The organism is Winogradskya humida (assembly GCF_016862215.1).
Lineage (GTDB): Bacteria > Actinomycetota > Actinomycetes > Mycobacteriales > Micromonosporaceae > Actinoplanes > Actinoplanes humidus.
This window is the reverse complement of sequence record NZ_BOMN01000039.1, coordinates 30,446-49,888: the sequence shown is the minus strand read 5'-3', so window position 1 is coordinate 49,888 and position 19,443 is coordinate 30,446. Positions and strand designations below refer to the sequence as shown.

The 19,443-nt window shown below is 68.1% G+C and carries 21 protein-coding genes; 11 read left to right on the top strand and 10 right to left on the bottom strand.

Features of this window, described 5'->3' with window-relative positions; all coding sequences use genetic code 11:
* Positions 1–427: 427 nt before the first annotated feature.
* From Ahu01nite_RS16210 to Ahu01nite_RS16200, 3 genes are all read right to left on the bottom strand, one after another.
* Entirely contained in the window at positions 428–1,162 is a 735-nt protein-coding gene (locus tag Ahu01nite_RS16210) for an AIM24 family protein (protein ID WP_203837351.1), read from the bottom strand.
* 64 nt (positions 1,163–1,226) lie between these two features.
* Positions 1,227–1,589, bottom strand: coding sequence for a metallopeptidase family protein (locus Ahu01nite_RS16205; RefSeq protein WP_203837350.1), 363 nt, complete (start codon positions 1,587–1,589; stop codon positions 1,227–1,229).
* A gap of 65 nt (positions 1,590–1,654) precedes the next feature.
* Positions 1,655–2,083, bottom strand: coding sequence for an OsmC family protein (locus tag Ahu01nite_RS16200; RefSeq protein ID WP_203837349.1), 429 nt, complete (start codon positions 2,081–2,083; stop codon positions 1,655–1,657).
* 67 nt (positions 2,084–2,150) lie between these two features.
* On the opposite strand from Ahu01nite_RS16200, the gene Ahu01nite_RS16195 reads away from it, so the two are divergent.
* From Ahu01nite_RS16195 to Ahu01nite_RS16180, 4 genes are all read left to right on the top strand, one after another.
* Positions 2,151–2,789, top strand: coding sequence for a hypothetical protein (locus Ahu01nite_RS16195; RefSeq protein ID WP_203837348.1), 639 nt, complete (start codon positions 2,151–2,153; stop codon positions 2,787–2,789).
* Between the two features lie 5 nt (positions 2,790–2,794).
* On the top strand, positions 2,795–4,057 hold the full coding sequence (gene serS / locus Ahu01nite_RS16190; RefSeq protein WP_203837347.1) for a serine--tRNA ligase: 1,263 nt from the start codon (positions 2,795–2,797) through the stop codon (positions 4,055–4,057).
* A 108-nt stretch (positions 4,058–4,165) separates the two neighbouring features.
* Positions 4,166–4,978, top strand: a complete 813-nt coding sequence (locus tag Ahu01nite_RS16185; protein ID WP_203837346.1) for an HAD family hydrolase — start codon at positions 4,166–4,168, stop codon at positions 4,976–4,978.
* Complete coding sequence (locus tag Ahu01nite_RS16180; protein ID WP_203837345.1) at positions 4,978–5,784, top strand: HAD family hydrolase; 807 nt, start codon at positions 4,978–4,980, stop codon at positions 5,782–5,784. The genes Ahu01nite_RS16185 and Ahu01nite_RS16180 overlap by 1 nt, the downstream gene beginning before the upstream one ends.
* Before the next feature lie 22 nt (positions 5,785–5,806).
* Here the strand turns inward: Ahu01nite_RS16180 and Ahu01nite_RS16175 are convergent, their stop codons facing one another.
* Both Ahu01nite_RS16175 and ddaH read right to left on the bottom strand, forming a co-directional pair.
* A complete protein-coding gene (locus Ahu01nite_RS16175; RefSeq protein WP_203837344.1) occupies positions 5,807–6,367 on the bottom strand; it encodes a bacterial proteasome activator family protein in 561 nt (186 codons plus the stop codon).
* A 43-nt stretch (positions 6,368–6,410) separates the two neighbouring features.
* Positions 6,411–7,241 carry a dimethylargininase gene (gene ddaH / locus Ahu01nite_RS16170; protein WP_203837343.1) on the bottom strand — a complete coding sequence of 277 codons (831 nt, stop codon included), beginning with the start codon at positions 7,239–7,241 and terminating at the stop codon, positions 6,411–6,413.
* A gap of 67 nt (positions 7,242–7,308) precedes the next feature.
* Here ddaH and Ahu01nite_RS16165 point away from each other — a divergent pair, with 67 nt between their 5' ends.
* Complete coding sequence (locus Ahu01nite_RS16165) at positions 7,309–7,767, top strand: Lrp/AsnC family transcriptional regulator (protein WP_203837342.1); 459 nt, start codon at positions 7,309–7,311, stop codon at positions 7,765–7,767.
* Positions 7,768–8,066: 299 nt separating this feature from the next.
* Positions 8,067–9,644, top strand: a complete 1,578-nt coding sequence (locus tag Ahu01nite_RS16160; RefSeq protein ID WP_203837341.1) for a beta-propeller domain-containing protein — start codon at positions 8,067–8,069, stop codon at positions 9,642–9,644.
* A 140-nt stretch (positions 9,645–9,784) separates the two neighbouring features.
* Here the strand turns inward: Ahu01nite_RS16160 and Ahu01nite_RS16155 are convergent, their stop codons facing one another.
* The 3 genes from Ahu01nite_RS16155 to mobA form a co-directional block, all read right to left on the bottom strand.
* Positions 9,785–10,876 (bottom strand): T3SS (YopN, CesT) and YbjN peptide-binding chaperone 1, encoded by a 1,092-nt coding sequence (locus Ahu01nite_RS16155; protein ID WP_203837340.1) that lies wholly within the window; start codon positions 10,874–10,876, stop codon positions 9,785–9,787.
* A 274-nt stretch (positions 10,877–11,150) separates the two neighbouring features.
* Entirely contained in the window at positions 11,151–11,450 is a 300-nt protein-coding gene (locus Ahu01nite_RS16150) for a DUF6457 domain-containing protein (RefSeq protein WP_203837339.1), read from the bottom strand.
* Positions 11,447–12,049 (bottom strand): molybdenum cofactor guanylyltransferase, encoded by a 603-nt coding sequence (gene mobA / locus Ahu01nite_RS16145; protein ID WP_275411751.1) that lies wholly within the window; start codon positions 12,047–12,049, stop codon positions 11,447–11,449. The genes Ahu01nite_RS16150 and mobA overlap by 4 nt, the downstream gene beginning before the upstream one ends.
* A gap of 118 nt (positions 12,050–12,167) precedes the next feature.
* Between mobA and fdhD the strand changes: the two genes are divergently transcribed.
* The gene (fdhD, locus tag Ahu01nite_RS16140; RefSeq protein WP_203837338.1) at positions 12,168–12,995 is read left to right on the top strand and encodes a formate dehydrogenase accessory sulfurtransferase FdhD; all 828 of its coding nucleotides are present in this window, start codon (positions 12,168–12,170) and stop codon (positions 12,993–12,995) included.
* Positions 12,996–13,100: 105 nt separating this feature from the next.
* Positions 13,101–14,753 carry an alkaline phosphatase D family protein gene (locus Ahu01nite_RS16135; protein ID WP_203837337.1) on the top strand — a complete coding sequence of 551 codons (1,653 nt, stop codon included), beginning with the start codon at positions 13,101–13,103 and terminating at the stop codon, positions 14,751–14,753.
* A gap of 28 nt (positions 14,754–14,781) precedes the next feature.
* Here Ahu01nite_RS16135 and Ahu01nite_RS16130 read toward each other — a convergent pair whose 3' ends face one another.
* Together Ahu01nite_RS16130 and Ahu01nite_RS16125 are read right to left on the bottom strand one after the other, a co-directional pair.
* Complete coding sequence (locus tag Ahu01nite_RS16130) at positions 14,782–16,191, bottom strand: DUF4192 domain-containing protein (protein WP_203837336.1); 1,410 nt, start codon at positions 16,189–16,191, stop codon at positions 14,782–14,784.
* Between the two features lie 134 nt (positions 16,192–16,325).
* Positions 16,326–16,829: a GNAT family N-acetyltransferase gene (locus Ahu01nite_RS16125; RefSeq protein WP_203837335.1), complete on the bottom strand. Its 504-nt coding sequence runs from the start codon at positions 16,827–16,829 to the stop codon at positions 16,326–16,328.
* A 56-nt stretch (positions 16,830–16,885) separates the two neighbouring features.
* Here Ahu01nite_RS16125 and Ahu01nite_RS16120 point away from each other — a divergent pair, with 56 nt between their 5' ends.
* From Ahu01nite_RS16120 to Ahu01nite_RS16110, 3 genes are all read left to right on the top strand, one after another.
* On the top strand, positions 16,886–17,767 hold the full coding sequence (locus tag Ahu01nite_RS16120) for a fructosamine kinase family protein (protein ID WP_203837334.1): 882 nt from the start codon (positions 16,886–16,888) through the stop codon (positions 17,765–17,767).
* Between the two features lie 368 nt (positions 17,768–18,135).
* The gene (gene moaA / locus Ahu01nite_RS16115) at positions 18,136–19,194 is read left to right on the top strand and encodes a GTP 3',8-cyclase MoaA (RefSeq protein ID WP_239158885.1); all 1,059 of its coding nucleotides are present in this window, start codon (positions 18,136–18,138) and stop codon (positions 19,192–19,194) included.
* A complete protein-coding gene (locus tag Ahu01nite_RS16110; protein ID WP_438874790.1) occupies positions 19,152–19,442 on the top strand; it encodes a MoaD/ThiS family protein in 291 nt (96 codons plus the stop codon). The genes moaA and Ahu01nite_RS16110 overlap by 43 nt, the downstream gene beginning before the upstream one ends.
* The last annotated feature ends 1 nt before the right edge of the window (position 19,443 follow it).

The window sequence follows — 19,443 nt, the reverse complement described above, 5'->3', positions numbered from 1 at the left end:
GGAGTGCGGCCGGAGTGCGGAGTGCGGCCGGAGTGCGGAGTGCGGCCGGAGTGCGGAGTGCGGCCGGAGTGCGGAGTGCGGCCGGAGTGCGGCACGGGCGCGGACTGCGGAGTGCAGGCCCGGAGTGCGGCCCAGGTGCGGGGTGCGGTGCGGGTGCGGACACGGGGTGCGGGGTGCGGTGCTGGGTGGGCGCTGAGGGGTTGTGGGTTGGTGTGGGGGTGAGCCGCTTCGCGGGGGTGTGGGGGCGGTGAGGGTGCGGGGGTGACCACTTATGCAGGCCGAGGGCCCGGGAACCCCGTTCTGGCGCCGCTGAGGCGCCTGGGGTTGCCGGGCCCGACCTCGGCGGGAGCTGCGGTCTGCACCACCCACCGAGCTACGACATCTGCTTCTAGATCTTGATCTTGCGGCTCTTGACGGGGAAAGCCGCTCAGTCGCCGAGAAGATTCCCCAGGAGCCCACCACTCTGCTGCTGGCCTTGGGCGGCGCCGGCGAGGCCGCCGGGGGGTTCTTCGGAGGGCTGGACCACGACGAAGCCCTGGCCGGCGAAGCTCATGGTGAAGCGTTCGCCGGTGCTGCGGCCGAGGAGGGTGCCGAGGCCCATCTGTTCGGCGCGGTGGTAGCCGGTCTGGAGGCTGGCGGACCAGCAGATGGCGGCCTGGGGGTCCACGTAGGTGGGTTGGTCGACGGTGAGGACGACCGGGGTGCCCTTGGTGGTTACCGCGATGCGGCCGGCGCCGGAGAAGACGCAGTTGAACAGGCCTGCGTTGGAGGCCATGCCGACGCCTTTGACGAGTTTGATGTCGTAGTTGAGGGTGGAGTCGAAGGCCAGGACGTTGGCGCCGTTGATGGAGAGGCCGTCGCCGTGTTCGAGGTCGATGAGGTGGATGTCGGCGGCGTTCTCGGCGAGGAAGACGTCGCCGCGGCCGCTGACTCGCATCAGGGGGACGCCTTCGCCGGTGAGCTTCTGCTTGAGGAATTTGCCGATGCCGCCGGAGCCGAGGGCTTCGAAGTTGACCTGGCCCTGGTAGGCGACCATGGAGCCCACCCGGGCCATGAACTCGCCGTTCAGCTCGGCCTTGAGCAGTTTGTGGTTCTGCAGTCGCAGACCGGGCTGGGCCGATTCCTTCTCGAGGTTCTCGGCCGAGAACAGTTCGCTGCGCATGGAGCTCCTCCTGTGGGCTTGGATCCTCAGGGTAGGGCTGCTCGGCAACGCCCGGTTCGGCCGATCAGCCCCATCCCAGCTCGTGCAACCGCTGGTCATCGATGCCGAAGTGGTGGGCGATCTCGTGCACGACGGTGATCGCGACCTCGTCGATGACGTCCGTCTCCGTGTCGCAGACGGCCAGGGTCGGCAGGCGATAGATGGTGATGCGGTCGGGCAGCACCCCGGCGTAGTCCCAGCCGCGGCTGGTGAGGTCGGTGCCCTCGTAGAGGCCGAGCAGGCCGAGGCTGCCGTCGGCGGGCAGGTCCTCGACCATGATCACGACGTTGTTCATGGATTTGAGGAGCTCGGGCGGGACCTCGTCGAGGGCCTCACCCACGAGCTCCTCGAAACGTTCACGGCTCATCTCGACCGGCACACCACCCATTGTGCTCCACCCGCCGGAGCGCGGAACCGGCCCGCACGGGCGGGTGGAGCAGAGGTGCGCGTGGGTCAGGAGAGGGTGGCGCTCAGGGTGATCTCGGCGCCCGGCGAGAGGAGGCGGGAGATCGGGCAGTTCGCCTTGGCGTCCTCGGCGATCTTCTGGAACGTGTCGGCGTCGACGCCGGGCACGTTGCCCACGGTCTCCAGGTCGATGCGGGTCACCGAGAAGCCGGCGTCGCTCTTGTCGAGGTGGACCTTGGCGATGGTCTCCACCGAGGTGGGGACGAAGCCCTCGTCGGACAGCGCCTTCGAGAACGCCATCGAGAAGCAGCCTGCGTGCGCGGCGCCGATGAGCTCCTCGGGGTTGGTTCCCTCGCCCTCCTCGAAGCGGGATTTGAAGGAGTAGTTCCCCTCGTAGCCACCCTTACCGGTTTTGATCGTTCCGTTGCCCTCGGTCAGGTTGCCGGACCAGCGGGCGGTAGCAGTGCGAATAGGCATGAGAAGAACGCTAGCCCATGCACCGTCACGGTGGCCGGTGGACGGCGCGCGGGCAATGATTGTCCGCATGTCGGTGATTGAGAACGGGCCGGGCCGCGTCGGGTTCCTCGGCCGCGTCGTGCGGGACCGGCGGGTTTCGCCGCTCGCCGCGGGGCTGGGCGCGGTCGCGCTTTTCGCGTCGCTGATCGCCGAGTGGCAGGTCACCCGGATCGACGCGACGGAGCTGCGCGAGAGCAATGTCGGCAACCGCCCGTTCGAGAGTTCGATCGGTGACCTCGGCGGGTGGGGTGCCGGTTACCTCGCCGGGTTGTTCGTGCTGGTCGTCGCGGTGGCGTTGCTGCTGTTCGGGCCGGCGCCGGGTCGGGCCTACGCACGACTTGCCGCGCTGGGCTCCGGTGGCGTGCTGCTCGCCGTGGTGGTGGCGGCGTTCAACACGCTCGATCGGACCAGTTTTGTGCTGCGGCAGGTCGAGCTGGCCTCGTTCAACGACGACCAGTTCTCGATCTCGGTCGGGCGCGGACCCTGGTGTGCGGGGGTCGGGGTCCTGCTGATTCTGCTGGCTGCTTACCTGGCACCGCTTGCTGCCGCGACTAGTCCCGCGGCTGTCGAAGAGCAGGTGGTCGAGGATGATCCACTCGATCTGACCGTGACTCCGGCTGCCCCGGTATATCGAGGTGAAATGGGATCAGGCACGCCGGTAGTCTGACAATCGTGATTGACCTGCGTCTGCTACGCGAAGAGCCCGAGCTGATCCGTGCCAGCCAGCGGCTGCGCGGCGAGTCCACCGACAAGGTGGATGACCTGCTGCGCGCCGATGAGGAGCGCCGGTCCGCCACCCAGCGGTTCGAGGCTGTCCGGGCGGAGCAGAAATCCCTGGGCAAGCAGATCCCCAAGGCGTCGGGTGACGAGCGGGTCGCACTGCTCGCTCGCACCAAGGATCTCGCCGTCGAGGTGAAGACGGCCGAGGCCGCCGCCAACGCCGCCGACGAGGCGCTGCGCGCGGCCCACCTGGCCGTGCCCAACCTGGTCACGCCGGGGGTCCCGCCGGGCGGCGAGGACGACTTCGTGGTGCTGCGCGAGGTCGGCGACCGGCCGCAGATCGAGAACGCGAAGGACCACCTGGAGATCGGTGAGGCGCTGCGTGCGATCGACACCGAGCGGGGTGCCAAGGTCTCGGGTTCGCGGTTCTACTTCCTGACCGGTGTGGGCGCGCTGCTGCAGCTCGGCCTGCTGCAGATGGCGATCGCCCAGGCGGTCGAGCACGGCTTCACCCCCTCGATCACCCCTTCGCTGGTGCGCCCGGAGTCGATGGAGGGCACCGGCTTCCTCGGCTCGCACGCCAGCGAGGTCTACCGGCTCAAGGACGACGACCTTTACCTGGTGGGTACGTCGGAGGTGGCGCTCGCCGCCTACCACTCGAACGAGATCCTCGACCTGGAGGCCGGGGCGGAGCGCTTCGCCGGCTGGTCGACGTGTTACCGCCGCGAGGCCGGCTCGCACGGCAAGGACGTCCGCGGCATCCTGCGTGTCCACCAGTTCGACAAGGTGGAGATGTTCTCCTTCTGCCGGCCCGAGGAGGCCGAGGCCGAGCATCTCAGGCTGCTCGCCATGGAGGAGGAGATGCTCGCCAAGGTCGAGATCCCCTACCGCGTGATCGACGTGGCCGCCGGTGACCTCGGGTCGAGCGCCACCCGCAAGTACGACTGCGAGGCGTGGGTGCCGTCGCAGAACCGCTACCGCGAGGTCACCTCGACGTCGAACTGCACCACGTTCCAGGCGCGGCGGCTCAACATCCGCTACCGCGACGAGGACGGCAAGCCCCAGACGGCGGCGACGCTCAACGGCACGCTGGCAACGACCCGGTGGCTGATTCCGATCCTCGAGAACCACCAGCAGCCCGATGGTTCGGTGCGGGTGCCCAAGGCGCTCCAGCCGTACCTCGGTGGCCGGGACGTTCTCGAACCCGTTCGCTAACGATCTCGCAATCGCCCGGCTACCAAAAGTCATAGCTGCTGGTAGCCGGGTCGGTGTAACGTTTTCCTTCCGCCCTCCGCGGGGGTCTCACCACCCTCGGAGGAACTCATGGCCAAGCCCGGTCTCCCGAAGCTCATCGCAACCGACCTTGACGGCACCCTGGTTCGCAGCGACGACACGGTGTCCGCATACACCCACGAGGTGCTGGACCGGGTCCGGGCAGCCGGGATCAGGATCGTCGCCGCCACCGGTCGCGGTCCCCGGCTGGCCGAGCTGACCCGGGGCGACATCCGCGTCGCCGACTTCCTCGTGCTCGCCCAGGGTGGCTGGGTCATCGACCAGAACGAGTCCCAGGTCCTGCGCAGCGCCCGGCTTCCGGGTCGCGCCCTGGAGCTAGCCCTGGAAAGCATCGAGGCCGAGATCGGCACGCTGTCGGTGATGGTGGAGGCGCTGGAGCACCACGACTCCCCGCTCTGGGGCGACTACGACCCGACCTGGCGCTACCCGGTCGTCGTCGAACCCCGCACCCGGGCCGAGTGCGTCACCGGCGACGTGATCAAGGCGTTCGCGCGCTCCTTCGACCACGACGTCGACGAACTGCTCGCCGTCGCCCGGCGGATCGTGCCCGAACACGTGGCATCGGTCACCCAGGCCGGGCTCAACTACATCGAGATCTGCCCGCCGGACGTCGACAAGGGCACCGGCCTGGCAGTGGTCGCCGAGGCGGTCGGGGTCGACCCGGCGGATGTGCTGGTCTTCGGCGACATGCCCAATGACCTGCCGATGTTCGCGTGGGCCGGCTGGAGCCGCGTGGCCGTCGCCAATGCACACCCCGAGCTGCTCACGGTCGCCGACGAGGTGACCCTGACGAACGACGAGGACGGGGTGGCGGTCTATCTCGACCGGCTACTGTCGAGGTGATGTCAGACTTTCGCCTGGTCGCCTCGGATATCGACGGCACGTTGATCCGCAGCGACGGCACGCTCAGCCCGCGAACCATCGAGGTCCTCGACCGGCTCCACGCCCAGGGCGTCCCGGCTGTGCTCGTCACCGGCCGCCCCGTGCGCTGGCTGCGCCAGCTCTACGAGCAGATGGCCGAGCCGCTTCCGGCCGTCTGCGCCAACGGCGCCGTGGTCTACGACCCGTTCTCCGACCAGATCCTGCGAGCCGCTCCGCTCACGGTTGAGCTGCTGCTCGATGTCACTGCGAAGCTGCGCGAGGCGGTGCCCGACGTCGCCCTGGCGGTGGAGGTCGAAGACGGCAGAAGCTTCTGGTACGAAGAGAAGTGGCCGCTGCACTGGGACGGCAAGCACGACTCCGTACGAGTCATGACCTCGCAGGAGAAGTTGCTGTCCGCACCCGCCGTGAAACTACTGGCCCGCTCTGCCGAGCACGGGCCGGACGAATTCGCGGAGCTGGTCAGCCGGACCCTCGGCGAGATCGCGGTGGCGACGCACTCGTCGACGTCGGCGCTGGTGGAGATCTCCGCCGCCGGGGTCACCAAGGCCGCCGGGCTGGCGTGGCTCTGCGAGCGTCAGGGTGTCCGGGCCGCCGAGGTCGTGGCCTTCGGGGACATGCCGAACGACCTGCCCCTGCTGTCCTGGGCAGGCCGTTCCGTGGCGATGGGCAACGCGCACCCCGCCGTGAAGGCCGTCGCCGATGACGTGACGCTCACGAACGACGAGGACGGGGTGGCTGCGTACCTCTCGGATCTGTTCGGGTTATAGGTCCCTCTTGTGGCCTTCGGGCTTAGAGATATTGCCCGGTGCGGCCCGTGCCGTCGCTCGCCTGCGGCATTCCGGGGATAGTGCCTCCCACGGGCAGCGCGGGACGGCCCTGACCGCCACGCATCTGCTCCAGCTGCAGCCGCGCCGCCATCTGCTGCGCTACGAGCGCTGCCTGGATGCCGTGAAACAACCCTTCCAGCCAGCCGACCAGCTGCGCCTGGGCGATGCGCAGCTCGGACTCGCTCGGCGGCGTCTCCGACTCGAACGGCAGCGACAGCCGCTCGAGCTCCTCCTGCAGCTCCGGCGCCAGGCCGTCCTCCAGCTCCTTGATCGAACGCTGGTGGATCTCCCGGAGCCGGCTGCGGCTCGCCTCGTCGAGCGGCGCCGCACGGACCTCCTCGAGCAGCTGCTTGATCATGCTGCCGATCCGCATGACCTTGGCCGGCTGCTCGATGAGGTTGCCGGGCTCCTCGGCCTTCATGGTGCCGTCCGGCTCCACCGTGCCCAGGGGGCGGCCGTCGGGGCCCACCACGATGACCGAGCCGTCATCGTGCTTCTCTTCGGTGCGGGTGTCGTCGGTCATGCGATCCATCTTGCCTCGCCGCTGCTAGTTCGCTTCGCCTGGTCTATTGGCGGAGTTCGGCCACGACGCATTTGACGCTTCCGCCGCCGCGTTTGAGTTCGCCCAGCTCCACATGGACCGGCTCATAGCCGTGAGCTCGTACCTTTTCGCCCATCGCCCGGGCTTCGGTGTTGAGGATCACGTGACGGCCGTCGCTGACCAGGTTGAGACCGAATGCCTCTGCGTCGACACGATCAGCGATCACGGCGTCGGGGAAGAGCTGGCGCAGAACCCGTTGGCTCGCCTCCGAGAACGCTTCCGGGTAGTACGTGATGTGCCGGTCGTCGAGCGCCGCCAGCGCCGTGTCGAGGTGGTAGAACGCCGGGTCGACCAGCTGCAGGGAGATGACCGGGCGGCCGAGGATCTCCTGCGCTTCCAGGTGGGCGGCGGGCTCGGTGCGGAAACCATGACCGGCCAGGATCATTCCACCGTACGCGGCCGGCAGGTACGCGAAATCGCCCTCGCCCTCGTTGACGCTCTGCCCCTGGGTTGCTGGCCATTTTGTGGCGGTTTCATAGAATTTCCGGTGTTCTGCAGCCTCACCCGCTCGCTGTGGGTAGCGAAAGCGGGCGCCGTAGACGATGCCGTCGACGGAGAACGCGCCATTGGCCGCGTAGACCATGTCCGGGAGTTCCGGTTTTGCGTCGATCACGTGCACGGCGTGGCCGAGATCGGTGAGGGTGTCGCGCAGAATCGCCCACTGCTTGAGCGCCAGACCGGAATCGACCGGGACAGAGGTGTCCATCCACGGGTTGATGGCGTAGTCGACCGTGAAGTGTTCGGGCGGACACATGAGGTATGTCCGCTTTCGCGGCAAGCGCTCCGTCTGGCTCATGAGGTAAAGGGTAGGTACGCTGGGACGACGTAAACAGCTCAATCCCTTGCTAGTCGGAGACGAATCGTTGCGCATGGACGCCGTAGACCAGCGAATCATTGCGTTGCTCTCGACGGACGCCCGCGCCTCATACGCCGAAATCGGGGCGAAGGTGTCACTCTCGGCGCCGGCGGTGAAGCGACGCGTCGATCGACTCCGCACCGACGGTGTGATCAAGGGATTCACCACCATCATCGAGCCGTCGGCCGTGGGGTGGACCACGGAGGCGTTCGTCGAGCTCTTCTGCACCGGGCGTACGACCCCGGCGCAGATCACAGTGGCAGCGCGCCGGCACCCCGAGGTCGTCGGGGCCTACACGGTCTCCGGCGAGGCCGACGCGCTCGTGCACCTGCGCGCCGCTGACATCGGGCATTTGGAACAGGCCCTGGAGCGGCTGCGGGCTGAACCGTTCGTGACATCCACCCGCAGCATGATTGTGCTTTCCCGGCTGGTCGAGCGGCCCACGCCGGTGCCTGCGCCGCAGTGAGGAACCGCGGCGTGGATTGCCGCGTCCCATGCCCATGTTGCGCCTTCTCGCTCTCGCTGTCGTCGTCCTGGGTGGGTGCACGTCGCCGCCCTCCACCCTTCGGCCGGCCGCATTTGACTCATGTCAGGAGCTTGAGGCGGGGCTTCGGCAGGCGGCCAGGGCGAGCGTCGGGGCTTACGGGTTTCCGGGGGACTCCAGCGTTCCGCCTGCCGTTTCGGCGGGTGGGGCGCGGACGCTGACTCCGTCGGCCTCTTCATCTGTGACAAATAGGTATGAGTCGGGCGGATGAACCGGACATCGTGAAGACGGATGGGCGGCGGATCGTCTTTGTTGACGGGAGCATGCTGCGGGTCGTGGATGCGGCCAGCCGGGAGCCGGTCGGTTCGGTCTCGCTCGGGGTGGTCGGCGGGAAGATTCTGCTGTCGGGGGATGCTGTCCTAGTCCTGGCCGCGGCCAGGACTGAGCGGGCGGGGTCTCGGGCCGTTCCGGGTGATTCGGGCGTTTCGAGGGCTTTGCTGCTGCTTGTGGATCTGGCCGGGTCGCCGCGGGTGGTCAGCCGGTATGAGGCCGATCGGGGCAGCCTGGTCGACGCGCGGCTCACCGCGGGTACGGCGCGGGTCGTGCTGCGGTCCACGCCGCGGATCGTGTTTCCGGCGCTGCCCTCGATCGATGACGCCGCTGTGCGGATCAAAGCGAACCAGGCGGTCATCGACGAGACACCTTTCAGCGCTTGGCTGCCGTCCTTCACCAGCACTTCGGGCGCCACCCGCGTTCCGGTGGAGATCGGATGCGGGCAGGTCGTGCGGCCGGCGGCGTACTCCGGTGCGGCGTTGCTCAGCATCCTCACCTTCGACCTTGGCTCTCGCTCGCCTTCTCCCTCTCGCTCTCCCTCTCGCTCTCCCTCTCGCTCTCCCTCTGGCCTGAGTCGCTTGGCGCTCGGCAGCGGGGATCCTGTGACGGTCGTAGCCGACGGCGACACCGTCTACGCGAACGGGACCAGCTTGTATGTCGCCAACGACCAGCGCTGGCGACTCGATCGGCTTCCGGGCCGCGCCGCCCTGCCGGTTCCCCCGTCGACGGACATCTACCGGTTCACCACCACCGGCAGCAGACCCCCTGCCTACGCGGCGGCCGGATCCGTCCCCGGCTTCTTGATCAATCAGTACGCGCTGTCCGAATGGGACGGCCACCTCCGCGTCGCCACAACGTTCAACAACCAGTCAGCCGTACGCGTTCTGAACAACTCGCTCACGCAGGTCGGCCTCGTCGACGGCCTCGGCAAGCGCGAACAGATCCGCTCCGTCCGCTTCATCGCCGACCGCGGCTACGTCGTCACCTTCAAACAGACCGACCCGCTCTACACGCTGGACCTGAGCTCCCCGACCGCACCCCGCGTCACCGGCGAGCTGAAAATCACCGGCTACTCAGCCCACCTGCAGCCCGCAGGCGACGGAAGACTCATCGGCATAGGCCAGGAAGCCGACCCGAACGGCCGCACCGAGGGCACCCAGATCTCCCTCTTCGACATCTCAGACCCGGCCACCCCACGCCGCCTCGCCCAGCACCACATCCCAGGCGGCCAGTCAGAGGCCGAGTACGACCCGCACGCCCTGCTGTGGTGGCCCGCCACCAAGCTCCTGGTCCTCCCGCTGACGACCTACAACTCCATCGACGCGGGCGACGGGGCGGCAGCCGGGCCTGGCGCGCTGGGCCTACGGGTGGACGACGACACGATCCGCGAGGTCGGCACGATCGAACGGCCCGAAGTACGACGCTCGATGGTCCTTGGCGACGTGCTGTGGACGCTGTACGACGGCGGCTTGCAGGCCTCGTCGCTGTCCACCATGGAGGAGCTCAACTGGCTCCCCAACACCTAGGCCGCCTGCCCTTGCGCCGACCCCTGGCGGGCTTCCGCGAGCCGGCGGCCTTCCGCGAGCCGGCGGCCTTCCACGAGCCGGCGGCCTTCCACGAGCCGGCGGCCTTCCACGAGCTGGCGGCCTTCCACGAGCTGGCGGCCTTAGAGGTACATGCCGGGGCGGTGGTCGTCGGCGTCCTTGGTGTCGGGCTTGGCCGGGGCCGGTTTGTCGCCTTCGCCGAAGAAGCGCTTGCCGCCGAACTCGCCGTGCAGCCGGTCGTCGAGCTCGTCCGCGAGGCCCGTCATGACCTGGACGGCCAGCATGAGGTGGGTGGCCTGGAAGTTGCGGCCGAAGACGGGGATCGAGGCCCAGACCGTGTCCTGCGCGCAGTAGAGCCGGCCGATCGGCATCCGGTTGGTGAGCTCGGACAGCTTCACGTAGAGCTGTTCGGTCGGCTCGACCTCGGTGAGAATCGGGGAGAAGACGTCGACCAGCGGCGGGTTGTCGCGCACCCGGACAAAGACCATCGCCGAACCCGCACGGATGCCGATGTCGCCGTCCGTGTCGACCTGCAGCTGGTCGACCGTCGTCTTGGACATGGTCGCAACGACCGTGCGCACCCGCTCGTCGAGCGGAACAACCTCGTCGGCGGCGTTCGCGAGCGCCTCGGAAAGCACCCCGTCCTCGTCCAGGTCGTCGAGGCTGAGCACCTCGTCGATGCTGGGCTCGTGCCGGGCGGTGGCCAGCGGCGCGGTCTCGATCGGCTCATCCTGGTCGTCGTGCACCAGGTAGACCAGGAACGCGGGATGCGGAGCGCCGTACACGTCACGGAGCGTCCTCGAGACGATCGTGGCGAGCTGTTTGGCCGCCCCGACCGAGGTCCGCAACCCGAACGAGTCACCGGAGTCGGGCAGCACACCCGGCGGCGACCAGCCCAGCGCGACCAGATCGGCAACGGAAGCCCGATCCATCCTGTAGCCCTCGGGCAGCGCACCGTTCCCGACAGCGAGCGCCTCAACGACGCCGTCATCAAGCACGCGAATACTCACCGAGTAAACGGCCGCCCCGGTTCCGGAGGCAGTCGGGTCGAGCGTGATGTCCACGTACGCACCAGCGCTCAAAGTTGGCACAAGGGACGCGAACGCACTGGCGAACTCCCGCCAGGCCTCCGTCACCTTCGCCCGCAAGTCGGCCGTGGTCGGCTCGTCAAGCAGGACACCCTCAGGCTGCTCAGCAGCGCTCTCCGCCGTCATGATCGTCACCTCCGCCCCGTCACCCTATCGAGCCGACGACCCGCCCATCGGCCCCGTCCCATTCCCCTGTGCCCATTTCAGCCCCGCCCGCACCTGCGGCCACTTCTCAGCTCTGCCATCGCGCCTGCCGCAACCGGACCTAGGGCAAGCCTTTCGGCTGGCCATCGCCTATGTCGCCGGGGCGGCCCGCTGTTGATCATGTTTCGCCGAACGCCCGCACCTAATCATTTTTCGCCGGACGCCCGCTGCTAAACGTCTTTGCCGGACGCCGCTGCTAAACGTCTTTAACCGGGGCGGCCTGCTGCTGAACGTCTTCTGCCGGGGCGGCCTGCTGCTGATCGTCTGCGGCCGGCCACGCTGTTGCCAGGGCGCTCAGGCGGGCGGCGGCGGCGGCCGGGTCCGCACCGCGACCGACAGCCAGGCCCAGGAGGTAGGCGGTTACGGGTGCTCCAGGACGCACGACGTTGTGGGCCACATCGCGGGCCACGTCCAGGACCAGATTGCGCTCGATGTCGGCCGGGGAGAGCCCCAGCTCGGCGGAGGCTGCCTTGATCCACTCGTCGAGCACGTTCACCGTGCCCACTCCTCTGCCGTACGCAGGTCGTCGTCGGTGTCGCAGTCGAACCACGGTGGCGGTCCAGGCCGGCGCCACGAGACCTCTATGAAGCGCAGATGCTCGAGCAGGGCATGCATCGAAGCGCCGTGCAGGTTGCCGCGTTCCTCCTCGAACTCGGCCAGAGCCTTCCGCAACGCACTCGTACGCCACACTCCGCACAGCGTCTGCCGGCGACCTTCCGCGTCGCGATAGACCGCGCCCTGCATCATGGGCGCCGTCTCGACTGTGAGCCTGAGCACGTCGATCGCCTCGCCGGTCAGCAAAGGCAGGTCCGCGGCGAGCAGAGCCGTGAAACTCACACCTTCGGGCACCAGCGCCAGCCCCGCGGCGGTAGCAGCCACCGGGCCGCCCCCGGGCGGGTTCTCGGTCGTAGAGGCGACCTGCACCGGGAGGTCGGGCGGGACCCTGCCGACCACTACTCGAGGGTCGGCGTCGTGCACCGCTGCCAGGACTCGGGTCAGCATCGGCTGGCCGGCTACCTGGATGGTGGGCTTGTCCGCCCCACCCATCCGACGCGCCGCACCGCCGGCCAACACCACCGCCGCGAATCCCCCCACGTACGTACCGTATCCCGCCGAGCCCTCGAGCGTGACTGTTGCCTTTCCGGACGCGCCCCGTTGCCTGCGCCACACCGGGGTCGTTCTGCCTCTCCTCCGCCCGGCATACGCTCGTCATATGGCGCGCACGATGAACCGGCGACCGGTCATGAAGATCAATCTTGACTCGGACGCGGAACCCCGCCGACGGCCCGACGACCTGGCCGCCGAGGAGCCGCTCGAGATCCGGCTGCGCAAGGATCCGCTGGCGGTGACCATGCGCACCCCCGGGCAGGACATCGACCTGGCGATGGGATTCCTGCTGACCGAGGGCATCATCCGGACCGCCGACGACGTGCTGACGGCACAGCTCTGCGCCGGCACCGACACCCCGAACACCTACAACGTGGTCGACATCGTGCTCGGCGCCGACGTGCCACCGCCGGCCACCGACGTGAGCCGAAACTTCTATACGACCAGTTCGTGCGGGGTGTGCGGCAAGGCGAGCATCGACGCGGTCCGCACCCGCTCCCAGTTCGACGTCAGCACGGACAAAACGGTCGTCACTGCTCGAACGCTGTCCGAGATCCCGGACAAGCTGCGGGCAGCTCAGCGCACGTTCGAGCGTACGGGCGGACTCCACGCGGCCGGGCTCTTCACCGCCGATGGGGAGTTGCTCGTGCTCCGCGAGGACGTCGGCCGGCACAACGCCGTCGACAAGGTGATCGGCTGGGCGTTGCGGGAGGGCCGGCTGCCGCTCACGGGTCATGTGCTGCTGGTCTCCGGCCGTGCGAGCTTCGAGCTCACCCAGAAGGCATGGATGGCCGGCATCCCGGTCCTCGCCGCGGTCTCGGCGCCCAGCACGCTCGCCGCCGAACTGGCCGACGAGGCGGGGATGACACTGGTGGGCTTCCTGCGCGGGCCGAGCATGAACGTCTACTCCGGATCGGAACGCATCTCGGTGTGAGTTCGTTGCGTCTTCGGACGGCATTAATCTGGGTGGCGCGGCCGAGACATTCACGGCCATGAGGCTGTCCTGCGTCCGTAACCCCGGAACGCTGGGAGCACCGACATGGCACTCACCCGACGCACCCTGCTGCTCAGCGGCGCCGCGGCCGGCGCGGCCACCACCGCGACGACCTGGCCCCTGGCCGCCTCCGCTGCCGTATACCGGGGTCCGCTGCGCTCCGATCCGTTCACTCTCGGACTCGCATCGGGAGATCCGGAGGACGACGGGTTCGTCCTGTGGACCCGTCTGGCACCCACGCCACTCGCCGAAGACGGACTCGGCGGCATGCCCGCTCGCGACGTCCCGGTGCAGTGGGAAGTGGCGGCAGACGAGCAGTTCCGCCACGTCGTGCGTCGCGGCGTCACCATCGCCCGTACCTCGGCCGCGCACAGCGTGCACGTGGAGCTGAACGGCCTGCTGCCCGGCCGCGAGTATTTCTACCGTTTCAAGGCCGAGCGTTACGTCTCTGCCACGGCCCGGACTCGTACGGCGCCAGCTCCCTGGACGACGCCCGCCGCCCTCGCGATGTCCTTCGTGTCGTGCTCCCAGTACGAGCACGGGTACTTCACCGCCTACCGGCGGCTGGCCGAGGACGAGCCGGAGCTGATCCTGCACCTGGGTGACTACCAGTACGAATACGCGCCGGACACCTACAACATCCCGGGCGGGAACCCCCGCGACCACGAGGGCCCCGAGACGGTGACCCTGGCCAATTACCGCCAGCGCCATGCCCAGTACAAGACGGATCCCGACCTGCAGGCCGCCCACGCGGTCGCCCCGTGGGCGGTGGTTTTCGACGACCACGAGGTCGAGAACAACTGGGCGGACGAGGTGCCCGAGCAGCCCGACCCGAATTTCCTCGCGCGCCGGGCCGCGGCGTTCCAGGCCTACTACGAGAACATGCCGCTGCGGCGCACCTCGATCCCCCGCGGCATCGACATGCAGCTCTACCGCCGCCTGCGCTGGGGCCGTCTCGCCACCTTCCACATGCTCGACACCCGCCAGTTCCGTGACGACCAGGGCTGCGGGGACGGCTACAAGGACTGCCCAGCAGCCCTCGACCCAGCCCGCTCGATCACCGGAGCCGAACAGGAGCAGTGGCTCATCGACGGCTTCCGGCGCTCGACCGCCCGCTGGGATGTCCTGGGCCAGCAGGTCTTCTTCGGTCAGCGCGACAACAACTCGGGCCCCGCCTCGGTGGTCAGCATGGACAGCTGGGACGGCTATGCCGCTTCCCGCCAGCGAATCACGAAGGGCTGGGTGGACGCGGGCGTACGTAATCCCGTGGTCCTGACCGGCGACGTCCACGCCCACTGGGCGGATGACCTGAAGCTCGACTGGACCGACCCCACCTCGCGAACGGTCGGCACGGAACTGGTCTGCTCGTCGATCACCTCCACCGGCGACGGCGCGGACGTGGTCCCGAGCTCGCACCCTTGGACAGCGTGGAATCCCCACCTGCGCTTCTACAACAACCAGCGCGGTTACGTCCGGACCCGGATCACCCCCGCCGATCTCACGGCCGACTTCCGGGTCCTGCCCTACGTGACCCGCCCCGACGCACCCGTCCACACCCGCGCGACGTTTGTCGTCGAAGACCGTGTGCCAGGCCTGAACCAGACCGCGGACAACCCGACCCCGGGTGCGGCCGCGACGGCGTTGAAGGCGGGCGACCTCGGAGCAGAAACGGTGCGTCAGGAGACCGAGCGCCCCTGAACCCGTACGAGTAGGCATCAGCAGCTCCTCAGAGCCGACGCTGAGTGGGGTGGCGGGACGGGGAACGGAGCTCGTCCCTGCCATTCCGCCGACCGGCATCGGGCCTCGCCAGCGTCGCCCCAGGTCGCCTGAAGGGCAGGGGACTGCGTCCCGGATCGACATCCGGCAGGTGGTCGCTCTCGCCGGTTGTGCCGGCCTCGGTGATCGGATCGTCGTCAGCGACGTTTTCCTCCGCAGCGGCGTTAACCCCGTCGTGAGCTGGGTGAGGCCCCGCCACCGACTCATCAGCAGGCATCGGCTGGCTGCCTTCCGCCGGTGAGCCGGCGGTCTCGTCCGGATCGAGATCCGGATTGCCGCCATCGAACCGCTCACCGCGCGCCAGCAGGATCTCGTCCAGTCCTTCGATCGCCGGCCAATCGCTCACCACGTCCGGCGGGAGCGCGTCGGACAGAACGCCGTTCATCATCAGGGCCATCGAGTAGTCAGCATCGGCATCGAGAGCGCGGTCGACTGCGATGCATGCCAGCGGCCCCTGGTTCGCACGCCACGCGATAAAGGCAAGCAATGAGGCCGGTGGCGCCACGAACTCGGGGCTGGCTCGGCGAACCGCGTCGGACCAGAACCTGATCTCCCAGTCGTCAGTGCCCGAACGCGTCCACGCGTAGTCACGGATGTGCGCGTGCTTGAGAACGAGCAGCAGCCAGGCCATCTCGTCGTGGTTCAGCTGGCCGCCAGAGCGATAGCGCTGCTCCGCCGCCCGCACCGCGGCGCGACCCGACTTCTTGAGTTGCCGATCGAGCCGGCTGACCTGCTCGGATGCGATGCCCGCCCGGCTCCGCCCCGCGCCGGGACGCACTTCGCTGGACACGTCGCCGCTCATCCGCATCAGGCGGGCCAGCGCGCGGACCTCGGCCTCGTCCATGGAGCGTCGTTCCACACCCGTCACCGGTGCCAGCCGCTCCTCCAGCTCCTTACGGCTGTGCAGGGCGACCGCCCCCGCAAGGGTCGCCTCGACGGCCAGCAGGCTGTCGTGCGGCGGGCACGTGGAACCCTCGATCGGGCAGCACACCAGGTCGTCGCACAGATATGACCAGTAGCGACCGTTCGTGACACGCACCTCGTCGATGACCGGCACATCCGTCACGGTCATGCACCTGGAGAGGTATTTGACGGCGGGGGTCACGCGAACGGCCTGCCCGTAGCCGAGAACGATCACGCCGTCGACCTGGTTCGCCGCCACGCACGCCGCGAGGTGGAGCATCGGCTCACGCATCTCGATCTCCGTGGTCCCTCGCTCGGGCAGATCAGCCCGAGCCACGAAGAGGGGCGTGGAACCTTTGATCGCGACAACGACCAGGCTGTCCTCCACGTGAAAGCCGATCATGAAGGGCAGCACCGACAGCAGGTCGGCGTTCGAGTTGATTTTCAGCTTTTGCATGCCGGGAAGAGTGGCCGAGGTTCGGATCCGGCCGAGGATTGATCCTCAAAGCCTGTGGACAGCCCCGCATTGTGGATAACCGTCGATGCCCCGCCACGTTGTGGGAGGCTTCTGGGACCGAACCAAGACCGAGGTCAGGAGCGGAATTGAAGCGCGTGCAGCTCCAGTCCATCCTGCTGCCAGTCGTGCGTCTGATGATCCAGATGCATCGTCAGCTCGACGGACGACACCACGTCATAACCGGCCGCGTGCAAGCTGCGGATCGCCTCGACGTTGCGCGACGAGGGCGAGATCGTCAACGACTGCATGCTGCGCTTCTTGGCCTCCTGAGCCACATGGCGCAACAGCTTGCGCCCCACGCCCTTGTGGCGGTGGGTCATGGTGACCACGACCGGCTCCACTTCACCCGCGCGGCCCCGGATGATCAATCCGACCAGACCGACGACGCCGTCATCCGCGTGGTCGGCCACCCAGAGGCCACCGAGATCCAGCCTGGTCAGGTATTCCTCGAAACCTGCCCCGCCGTCGTCGGAGAGGTCCCCGTACATACTGTTGTGCTCCGAGGTCAGCTCGGCCCACAGACGTCGGCCGGCGCTGTGGTCGCTCGGCCGGTACGAACGCACCGCGACAGGTGTCATGCCGACATTTTGACTCCGAATTGGGCACGCCGTAACCCGAAGCGGAAGATAAGCCGGTGGATCTGGCATATCTGCGCGCGCATCCCCAGCATCTCCCGACATTTCTCACCCACCAGCGGATTCGAGAAACGCCTGTGGGAGGCGGTGACGTATGCAAGGCATCCCGTCTGACCTTGGACGACGGGTCATCGATCTTCGCGAAGACATGGCCGTCGGGGACCCCGCCCGAGCATTTCTTCACCACCGAAGCCGCTGGCCTGAATTGGCTACGCGATGCCGGCACCGCCCCCGTTCCCGAGGTATTCACCGCGCTGGACGAGATGCTCGCGCTGGAATGGATCAACCCGGGTCAGCCCTCCGCGGAGGCGGCCCGGCGGTTCGGCGGGGAGCTCGCTGCCGTCCACCGAGCGGGGGCGCAGAGCTTCGGGGCACCGTGGGCGGGCTTCATCGGGCCACTGCACCAGGACAACACACCCTCCTCGGAACCGTGGGCGCAGTGGTTCGCGCATCGACGCCTCCTGCCGTACCTAAAGATTTCGGCAGACCGCGGGGCGTTGCAGGCGGAGGACGTCGCCGTCGTCGAGCGCATCCTCACCCGGATCGACTCGTACGGCGGGGACGAACCCGCCGCGCGAATCCATGGCGACCTGTGGCCGGGGAACGTGCTGTGGGGCGCCGGCAACCGTGCATGGCTCATCGACCCGGCGGCTCACGGAGGACACCGGGAGACGGACTTGGCCCAGTTGGCGCTCTTCGGCGGTGCGCCCTTCCTACCGGAGATCCTTTCCGGGTACGAGGAGGCGTGGCCGCTGAGTGATGGCTGGCGGGCGCGGGTGCCCCTGCATCAGCTGCATCTGTTGTTGGTGCACACGGCCGCCTTCGGAGATTCCTATCGCGGGTCGGTTCGGGCGGCGGCGAATGCGGTCCTCCGCGTTTGAGGTGCGGCACAGGGTGCGGGCGGCACAGGGTGCGGGCGGCACAGGGTGCGCGAAGGGCGGGGAACGGGAAGGGCGCTGACCGCGGGAGCGTGCGGTACGGGTGGGGCGTGCAGGCACGGGGCCTGCGGCACGGGTGGGGCGTGCAGGCACGGGGCCTGCGGCACGGGTGGGGCGTGCAGGCACCGGGGCCTGCGGCACGGGTGGGGGTGCAGGCACGGGGCGTGCAGGACGGGTCGGGCGTGGGGGCTGGGGTGTTTGGGGCTGGGGCGGCGTGGGGATCGGGGGGTTTGTGGGTCGGTGGGGGTGCTGGGGGCGGTGCAGTGGTTTGCGTAACGGCGGTTTGTTCGAGATAGCGCTAGGTTCGGTTGGTGACTGAGGTTGGCCTGCCTGTTGTGCTGCCGCGGGTTTCTGTTCGTGGGAGTGGGTTGCTTGCTGACCAGTTCGGGCGGGTGGCTACCGATTTGCGGGTGTCGTTGACCGATCGGTGCAATCTTCGATGCAACTACTGCATGCCTGAAGAGGGGCTTGCTTGGATGCCTCGGGAGCAGCAGCTCAGTGATGACGAGGTGGGACGGTTGGTCCGGGTTGCGGTTGAGCAGCTGGGGATCACCGGGGTGCGGTTCACGGGTGGGGAGCCGCTTATTCGGCGGGGACTCGTGGGGATTCTGGCTGGGGTTGCTCGGTTGGAGCCTCGGCCGAAGATGTCGATCACTACGAACGGCATCGGGCTTGAGCGGATGGCTTCGGCGCTGCGGGATGCCGGGTTGGACCGGGTGAACGTTTCGCTCGATACGCTTTTGCCGGCGCGGTTCAAGGAGCTCACTCATCGCGATCGGCATGCTGACGTGCTCAAGGGCTTGGCGGGGGCTGCGGCTGCCGGATTGACACCGGTGAAGATCAATACCGTTCTTATGCGGGGGATCAACGACGGTGAGGCTCCCGCGCTGTTGCAGTTCGCGCTCGACCATGGGTATGAGCTGCGGTTCATTGAGCAGATGCCGCTTGACGCCCAACATCAGTGGGATCGGCACGAGATGGTGACCGCCGAGGCGATTCTGGATTCTTTGTCCCCCTTTGGGCTAATACCTGACTCCGTTTCACGTGGAACAGCGCCCGCCGAGACGTGGCTGGTTCCGGGCTATCGGGATGCGGCGGGGAATCCTGCCCGGGTCGGGGTCATCGGGAGTGTGACCAGGCCGTTCTGCGGTGACTGCGACCGGACCCGGTTGACTGCTGACGGGCAGGTGCGTAACTGCTTGTTCGCTACGGGGGAGACTGATCTTCGCGGGCTGATTCGGGGCGGTGGTTCCGATGAGGAGATCGCCGAGGCCTGGCGGATTGCGATGTGGGGCAAGAAGGCGGGCCACGGCATCGACGATCCTTCATTCCTCCAGCCCGACCGGCCCATGTCGGCGATCGGGGGCTGAGGGGCGTGGTGCAGGTGCGGTACTTCGCGGGTGCCCGGGCGGCTGCCGGCGGCGTACGGGAGGAATTGATCTCGGCTGGGTCGCTGGATGAGCTGACCGCTGAGCTCACGCAACGCCATGGTGAGGGTCTTGCCGTTGTGCTCAAGGCTGCCAGTTTCCTGGTTGACGGACTTGCCTGCCATGATCGGTCGGCGGAGCTACCCGCCGGCGTGACGGTTGACGTCCTGCCGCCATTCGCTGGGGGTTGAG